The sequence below is a fragment of the Helicobacter canis genome, assembly GCF_008693005.1.
Taxonomy (GTDB): Bacteria; Campylobacterota; Campylobacteria; order Campylobacterales; family Helicobacteraceae; genus Helicobacter_B; species Helicobacter_B canis.
This window is the reverse complement of record NZ_VXKE01000010.1, coordinates 119,890-127,221: the sequence shown is the minus strand read 5'-3', so window position 1 is coordinate 127,221 and position 7,332 is coordinate 119,890. Positions and strand designations below refer to the sequence as shown.

Genomic DNA, 7,332 nt, shown 5'->3' with positions numbered 1-7,332 from the left:
GCCTATGGGAGGACTTAGCTACTATGCTATCAATGTTGGTGAGATAAATGGTGGTGATAAATTTATCAACGCCAATCCAGAGTCAAATATCACACCAGATTCTAGCAATATCGCCATACAAAGCCCCTCTACACAAAGACACTTACTAGCTTTAATGCTTGCACTAGAGACAAGGCAGTATTTCTCTCAAGCTAGTTATTGGTTTATCAACATTGGAGCACAAAAAGATCTCTATATCTCTAATGGCAATAGAGAGCAGGTGCGATTTGTGGGGAATAATTCTCTAAGCTATCGTAGTAATGATGGATTAAACACGCACCTACTAGGCACAGCAGGTGGGGAAGTGCTACTAGGCAAGCAGACATTTATCAACTTTGCTTTAGGGACAAAGATAGGACTAAGCTATAAGGATATTAACCTTACAGCAAACCTAGGGGTTAGGTATGTGTTTTAGGGACAGACACTGCATAAAGTCTAATGGATTCTAGCGATTGGTAGAGTAATGTTACAAATCTCTATGCTTATTTGGTGATTTTGTTACTTTTTGGCTAGTTTTTTGCTTTTGCTTGGGATTTTGGTAGAAAATCCTACGCTTTACATCTCGCTGCCTATTATAATGGCTGGAAATCTACAAAGGAGCAAATGATGAACTCGATAATCAAAAATCTAGTTTGGCTACTTGTCGCTGTGGTAGGTGCATTCTACTTCGGTATGTTGGCACTTAACACTGGCGAAGAAGTCAGCGCGACTTGGCTTGTGATAGCCTCTGTGTGTATTTATATGATTGGCTATCGCTTTTATAGCAAATACATCGCGGAGAAGGTCTTTGAGCTTGATGATAATCGCGCGACACCTGCGGTCATCAATAATGATGGGAAAGACTTCGTCCCTACAAATAAAGTCGTGCTTTTTGGGCACCATTTCGCCGCAATCGCTGGGGCTGGTCCGCTTGTAGGTCCAATTCTCGCGGCGCAAATGGGCTATCTGCCTAGTATGATCTGGCTGCTTGTTGGGGTCGTGCTTGCTGGTGCGGTGCATGACTTTACCGTGCTGTTTATCTCTATGCGCCGCAATGGTCGCTCACTAGGTGAGATTATCAAAGAAGAAATGGGTAAAACAACTGGCTCTATCGCTATGGTGGGGATATTGTTTATTATGCTTATTATTGTGGCGATTTTGGCGATGGTTGTTGTCAATGCGCTGGCTGATTCTCCTTGGGGGCTTTTCACAATTGCTATGACAATCCCTATCGCTGTATTTATGGGGATCTATATGCGCTATTTGCGCCCCGGTCGTGTAGGTGAAGCTAGTGTGATTGGCTTTATCTTGCTTCTTGCTGCGCTTTACTATGGACAAGCTCTAACAGATCCTGCCCACCCTTGGCACGATGTGTTCTTACTAAAGAAAACTACCCTTTCACTTATCATCATAGGCTATGGCTTTATCGCTTCAATCTTGCCTGTGTGGTTGCTACTTGCTCCTAGGGATTATCTAAGCACATTCTTAAAAATCGGTGTTATCGTGGCGATGGCGATTGGGATTCTTATCGTCAATCCTGCTCTACAAATGCCGAAAGTTACGGCGTTTATCGATGGCACAGGACCGGTGTTTGCCGGATCGATTTTTCCATTCTTGTTTATCACAATCGCTTGTGGAGCTATAAGTGGATTCCACGCGCTTATCTCAAGTGGGACGACCCCAAAAATGGTAGAAAAAGAAAGCCACGCCCGCCCTATTGGCTATGGCTCTATGCTTATGGAGTCGCTTGTAGGCGTTATGGCTCTTATTGCTGCGTGTATCTTGGAGCCGGGACTTTACTTTACGATAAACTCCCCTCTTGCTCTGCTTGATCCTGCGGCAGCTAGCGCACTTAGCGCAGATATGAACACTATCGAGCAAAGCGTGAAAACAATCTTACAAAATGGCGGATTTGTCTTGCAGCCTGAAATGCTTACAAATGGACACTTCGTTACAATGATAGAAGAGACTACAAAAGCTGTAGGTGAGCCCACACTAGTGGCTAAAACAGGTGGTGCGCCGACATTTGCCGTAGGGCTTACACAGATTCTCCACGAAGTCGCTGGTGGCAAAGAATCTATCGCATTTTGGTATCACTTTGCGATTTTGTTTGAAGCACTCTTTATTTTGACAGCTGTTGATGCGGGGACTCGCTCTGGGCGATTCCTTATCCAAGATGTGCTAGGCAATGTCTATAAGCCTATGGCAAACACACAATCTGTCTTATGGGGCGTGGTGGCTTCTGCGATTTGTGTGGCTGGCTGGGGCTACCTACTCTATCAAGGTGCTATCGATCCACAAGGTGGGATATTCACACTATGGCCGCTCTTTGGTGCGAGCAACCAAATGCTAGCAGGGATCGCGCTCCTACTTGGCACAGTCGTGCTCTTCAAAATGGGTAAAGCTCGATACAGCTGGATTACTATCCTCCCTGCAGCGTGGGTGCTTCTAACGACACTTTATGCAGCGATTCAAAAGCTTCTCCCAGCAAATGGCGAGCGCGTGCATGACGCAGTAAGCCATGTAGCCACAGCACAGAATCAAACTGCCTTAAAAGAAAAGGCTCTAGGCTTCATCACCAAGCTCCAAGAAATGGGTGCTGATGCAAGCACAATGCTTGAGGGCAAAACTCTTGAAGAGTGGCAGAAAGTCGTTAGCAAAGCTGACATACTTATCCACAACCACACTTTAGATGCGATTCTTTGCGCGTTTTTCATTTTTGTAACGCTTGTGGTAATTGGCGCGACAATTAGAATCTGCTATCTCACAGCAATTGGCAAGGGAGAAAAATTCCCACTTAAAGAAGAACCCTATCAAGAAAGCAAGAATTTCTCTATACAAGCACATTAGGCTTATATAGGCATAAGGATCTTTCAATGCAAAATACAGCTGCAAAATCTTCTCCCGCTCAAGTGGGCTTAAGCGAAGCTAGATTCTACCCGCCTGTGCTGGTGAAGAAGGAAAATACCTTTACTCGCGTGTGGAGCAAAGTGCGGATTTTATATAAGAGAAGCGATAGGTTTTTCCACTTGCTTGTGGGGATGCCAAGCTATGATAAATATGTCGAGCATATGCGCACAAAGCACCCTGATAGAGAAATTAAATCACAAAAAGAGTTTTTCAAAGAAGCTCTTGAAGCTCGGTATAATGGCGGAGTAAATCGCTGCTGCTAGAATCTATGCTTTTAAAAACTCACAGCTACAAATAAAATCAAATAGTAGAATCTAAAGCAGATATAGTAGATAAAATCCAATCCCGACCCAAAAGGGCTAGCGGGATTATAGTCTTGACTCATAGCGTCTCAACATATAAAGTCGTTTAAGCATTTTCTTCTTAGCGTTTATCTTTTGTTTCTTGCGTTTTTCTGTTTTGCTTTCAAAAAACCTTCTAGCGCGACATTCTGTAACGACTAGATTCCGGTCTGTTTGCTTTTTAAACTTTCTATACGCTTCGTCAAAAGACTCGCCTTCTTTGACTTTTATGCCAGGCATTATGCATCACCTACTTTCGTTTGTTTTAGCCCTAAGGCGTGCGTATTCTATCACAATTTAAATTAGTTTTAAAAACACTTTTGCTAGAATCCGCTCTTTACTTCATTTAAATATGTGCTCGTAGCTCAGCTGAATAGAGCAACAGGTTGCGGTCCTGTAGGTCGGGGGTTTGAATCCCTCCGAGCACACCACTTCACTGGATTTAGATTCTACTTCACTTAGGTTGTAAATGAGCTTTTATGTAAATATATTTGCCCCCCCCCAAACGGATTTTACAAGTTTTAGTTTTTAGCGCACTCTTTGTCTATCAGCTTTTTGGATTAGATTCTACTAAGCCTGTTTTCACCACTTATGGCAATAGTCTTGCTTTGGGCATTTATGCAGACTTTAGTGAAAAGAGCTTTGCTGATGTCTATGCGCTTGGATTCTACTATGCCCAGCCTAATACATTCTTCCGTATCAGTGGCAGAATCAGCCTTGAGCTAGAAGCATTTTTGCCCATTAAGCCGCCATTAAAGCGGCAAATCATCTTTGGAGCAGCACAAGACATTATCCTACCGATTTATAAATCCCTATATGCAGGCATTGGCATAGGGATTTATATACGATCAAATGATGGAGATGATGGGAGAATCGGCAGTGCCTTTACCTTTGGTGAGAGAGCTTTTGTAGGATTTTATCACCGACTTACTCATAAAACTACGATATTTTATGAATGTATCATTAAGCATTATTCAAATGGAAATTTAGAGCGACCAAATATAGGATACAACTACCTTGGCTTAAGTGCTGGCGTGGCGTTCTAATGCCCAAGTTATTACATAAGAGCTTGGTAGATTTTGCTATAATCGCGGCTACTTCTATTCTTAAGGGTTAGTATGCAAGCGGGGATTATAGGGCTAGGGCTTATTGGCGGTAGTATGGGGCTTGCCTTACGAGAGAGCAAGATTTTCAAGCGGATTTTGGGATTTGACACAAGTGCCTTGCACTCTAGGCAAGCTTTGTCGCTCGGGCTTGTCGATGAGTGTGTAGAATTTGAGCAAATACAAGAGTGCGATGTGATCTTTATCGCCACGCCTTTAGATGGGATCATCACCACGCTACAAAAGCTTACACCCAGTTCGCCTACAACGACAATCATCGACTTAGGCGGTGCCAAGGAGAAGATTTTAGATTCTATCCCTAAAGCTATTAGGAAAAACTTCGTTGCAGCGCATCCTATGAGCGGGACGGAAAATTATGGACCAAATGCCGCAGAGCAAGGGCTTTTCCACAATAAAATCGTAATCCTAACAGACATTGAGCAAAGCGGAGAATACCAAGTCGCTTTGGCAAAGCAGATTTTCATCGCCATTGGTATGAGAATCATCGTTATGCCCGCACTTGATCACGATAGACATGTAGCTTTTATCTCTCATTTGCCTCATATCATCTCCTTTGCATTAGCCAACGCTGTCCTAGCACAAGAAGAGCCTCAAAATATCCTAGCACTTATTGGCGGGGGGTTTAAGGGTATGAGTCGCCTTGCTAAAAGCTCGCCGATAATGTGGCGCGATGTCTTTAAGCACAATAAGCACAATCTCCTAGAAGCAATCAATCACTTTGAAAAAGAAATGCTTTATGCCAAAAGTCTTGTTCAAGAAGATGAGTGGGACGCGCTCATAGAGTGGATGAAAAAGGCAAACACTCTGCATACATTCTTATGATTTGGGATTCTTCAGCTGGGATTTCAAGGTGCGCGCGTGGGTTATAGCTATGGCTATGGCATCTGTAATATCAAGTGGCTTAATTTCCTGCTTAATCCCTAGAATCTGCTTCACCATAAAGGCGACTTGTGTTTTATCAGCTTTGGCTTTGCCTGTAATAGTTTTTTTCACTTGTAATGGGGTGTATTCTGTAAAGTTGCCTAGCTCTTGCAAGATTTTTAGACTAATCGCGCCGCGCATTTGCGCAAGCTTTAAAACACTCTGTGGATTATAAGCATAGAAAATCCCCTCCATAGCTACAGAATCTATCTTATGACTTTGCAGTATCAAGTCAATCCCCTCGACAAACTCTAGAATCTGGCTTTGCAAATCTCTAGCTGTGATTTTGATAAACCCTGCTTCTATAAGTCGTAAGCTAGAAGTGGATTCTACTATGGCATAGCCACAATTCCTACTCCCCGGATCAATGCCCAAAATCTTCATCTATCACTCATTTTATTTTTTTCACATATTGGATTTGCTAAAATCTAACACCTAGTTTGAGACTATGTCGCGCCGCTGCTAAACCTTACACACCGCGCATTACATAGCATATGTCTTTACCCTTAATGCATTTAAATAGGGTGCAATTGTAAAAGAAATATGTAAAGATAAAGAGCTTTTTCACATATTTTTCACATACCATTTTCACATCTGTGAAAAACTTTTACTGCTATTTTAAGGAGTGAAAATGATTTGGGACGAAGTGCTGACAACACTAAAAGAGGAAATTTCTCAATACGAATTTGACGCCTACATATCACTGATGAAATACGATGAGAACGCTTCTAAAAGCAATTTAGCAGTATTTATCGTCCCAAATCCGTATATAGAAAAGTGGATTAAAAGTAAATATATAGAAACTATTTCACACACCTTTGAAATCTACACAAAGACCAAAACAGATATTAAGATTGTTATCGCTAAAGATAAGCAAAATGTGAAAAACTCTAGGCAAAAGATACAAAAATCCCAAGACCAAACTTTCCTTAACTCTCAGCAAACTTTTGATAACTTTGTCGAAGGTAATAGCAACAAATCTGCCCTTATCATCGCAAAATCTGTCGCTAAACATCAAGCTAAGTCTTATAATCCCGTGCTTTTATATGGGCATACAGGACTTGGGAAAACACACTTACTCTGCGCCATAGGAAACACCGCCATCGAGCACAATAAAAATGTCATCTATATCACTACTGAAGAGTTTCTAAACGAATGGCAAAAACACCTACGGCAGCATACTATGGATACTTTTAGAGATAAATATAGAAACTGCGACTACCTTCTCATCGATGATGTGCAGTTCCTTGGCGGTAAGGGGGGCTTACAAGAAGAATTTTTTAACACCTTTGAAGCATTGCATAAAACCCACAAACAAATCGTAATGACAAGCGATAAGCTCCCCAAGCAAATCCAAGGCTTAGAGGACAGACTCCGCTCGAGATTTGAAGGTGGAATGATGATGGAAATCCAGCCTCCAGAAATTGAAACAAAAATCCGCATAATCGAACAAAAATGTCGAGATAACCAGATCAATATGGAAAAGGACATTATCAACTTTCTAGCTGAAAACATCAACGAAAATGTCCGCCAGATCGAAAGTATCATCTTAAAACTAAGCTTTCATCACTCAATGACAAATCAGCCCTTTAGCATTGCTATGGCAAAAAATGTGATAAAAGAAATCCAAAAAGAATCAAATGAAGAAATCAGCCTAGAAAAAATCATAGAAACAGTTGCTAGAGAGCTTAATATCAAACCAAGCGAAATCATCTCCAAATCTCGCAAACCCCAAATTGTCCAAGCTAGACATTTAGTCATATACTTCACAAGAACCCTCTCAAGCATAGATTCTATGAGTATGCTCGCACAAAAGCTCAATATGAAAGACCATAGCGCGATTTCAAAAGCTTTCACTCAAATCACCAAAAAAATCGAGCAAGACAAAGATCTTAAACTACTCACACAGAATCTAAAAGCAAAAATCCTAAGCGAAAAAACTCTCTAAATTTAGCTAGATTCTGCTAAAATACGGCAAATCAAGTGAATATCTTTAAGCCGTTCTCAACACCATGAAA

General features: G+C 41.6%; 7 protein-coding genes, 1 tRNA gene and 1 pseudogene. 7 read left to right on the top strand and 2 right to left on the bottom strand.

Annotated elements, in window-relative coordinates; translation table 11 throughout:
* From F4V45_RS09390 to kcuS, 3 genes and pseudogenes are all read left to right on the top strand, one after another.
* Positions 1–454, top strand: a pseudogene (locus F4V45_RS09390) (autotransporter outer membrane beta-barrel domain-containing protein); the annotation flags it as partial.
* Positions 455–645: 191 nt separating this feature from the next.
* A complete protein-coding gene (locus F4V45_RS03870; RefSeq protein WP_150337148.1) occupies positions 646–2,868 on the top strand; it encodes a carbon starvation CstA family protein in 2,223 nt (740 codons plus the stop codon).
* A 101-nt stretch (positions 2,869–2,969) separates the two neighbouring features.
* Positions 2,970–3,191: a KCU-star family selenoprotein gene (gene kcuS, locus F4V45_RS03865; protein ID WP_407925328.1), complete on the top strand. Its 222-nt coding sequence runs from the start codon at positions 2,970–2,972 to the stop codon at positions 3,189–3,191.
* Between the two features lie 105 nt (positions 3,192–3,296).
* Here kcuS and rpsU read toward each other — a convergent pair whose 3' ends face one another.
* A complete protein-coding gene (gene rpsU, locus F4V45_RS03860; protein ID WP_023929699.1) occupies positions 3,297–3,509 on the bottom strand; it encodes a 30S ribosomal protein S21 in 213 nt (70 codons plus the stop codon).
* 114 nt (positions 3,510–3,623) lie between these two features.
* On the opposite strand from rpsU, the gene F4V45_RS03855 reads away from it, so the two are divergent.
* The 3 genes from F4V45_RS03855 (at position 3,624) to F4V45_RS03845 (ending at position 5,215) form a co-directional block, all read left to right on the top strand.
* A tRNA-Arg gene (locus F4V45_RS03855) sits at positions 3,624–3,700 on the top strand.
* A gap of 60 nt (positions 3,701–3,760) precedes the next feature.
* Positions 3,761–4,315, top strand: coding sequence for an acyloxyacyl hydrolase (locus F4V45_RS09705; RefSeq protein WP_246144987.1), 555 nt, complete (start codon positions 3,761–3,763; stop codon positions 4,313–4,315).
* A 72-nt stretch (positions 4,316–4,387) separates the two neighbouring features.
* Positions 4,388–5,215 carry a prephenate dehydrogenase gene (locus F4V45_RS03845; protein WP_150337142.1) on the top strand — a complete coding sequence of 276 codons (828 nt, stop codon included), beginning with the start codon at positions 4,388–4,390 and terminating at the stop codon, positions 5,213–5,215.
* Here the strand turns inward: F4V45_RS03845 and ruvC are convergent.
* Entirely contained in the window at positions 5,210–5,698 is a 489-nt protein-coding gene (gene ruvC / locus F4V45_RS03840; RefSeq protein WP_150337141.1) for a crossover junction endodeoxyribonuclease RuvC, read from the bottom strand. The genes F4V45_RS03845 and ruvC overlap by 6 nt on opposite strands.
* Positions 5,699–5,945: 247 nt before the next feature.
* Here ruvC and dnaA point away from each other — a divergent pair, with 247 nt between their 5' ends.
* Positions 5,946–7,262, top strand: a complete 1,317-nt coding sequence (gene dnaA, locus F4V45_RS03835; RefSeq protein WP_023929695.1) for a chromosomal replication initiator protein DnaA — start codon at positions 5,946–5,948, stop codon at positions 7,260–7,262.
* The last annotated feature ends 70 nt before the right edge of the window (positions 7,263–7,332 follow it).

Coding starts and splice junctions, on each gene's coding strand:
- F4V45_RS03870 (WP_150337148.1), top strand. CDS start 646: ATGAACTCGATAATCAAAAATCTAGTTTGGCTACTTGTCGCTGTGGTA.
- rpsU (WP_023929699.1), bottom strand. CDS start 3,509: ATGCCTGGCATAAAAGTCAAAGAAGGCGAGTCTTTTGACGAAGCGTAT.
- F4V45_RS03845 (WP_150337142.1), top strand. CDS start 4,388: ATGCAAGCGGGGATTATAGGGCTAGGGCTTATTGGCGGTAGTATGGGG.
- ruvC (WP_150337141.1), bottom strand. CDS start 5,698: ATGAAGATTTTGGGCATTGATCCGGGGAGTAGGAATTGTGGCTATGCC.
- dnaA (WP_023929695.1), top strand. CDS start 5,946: ATGATTTGGGACGAAGTGCTGACAACACTAAAAGAGGAAATTTCTCAA.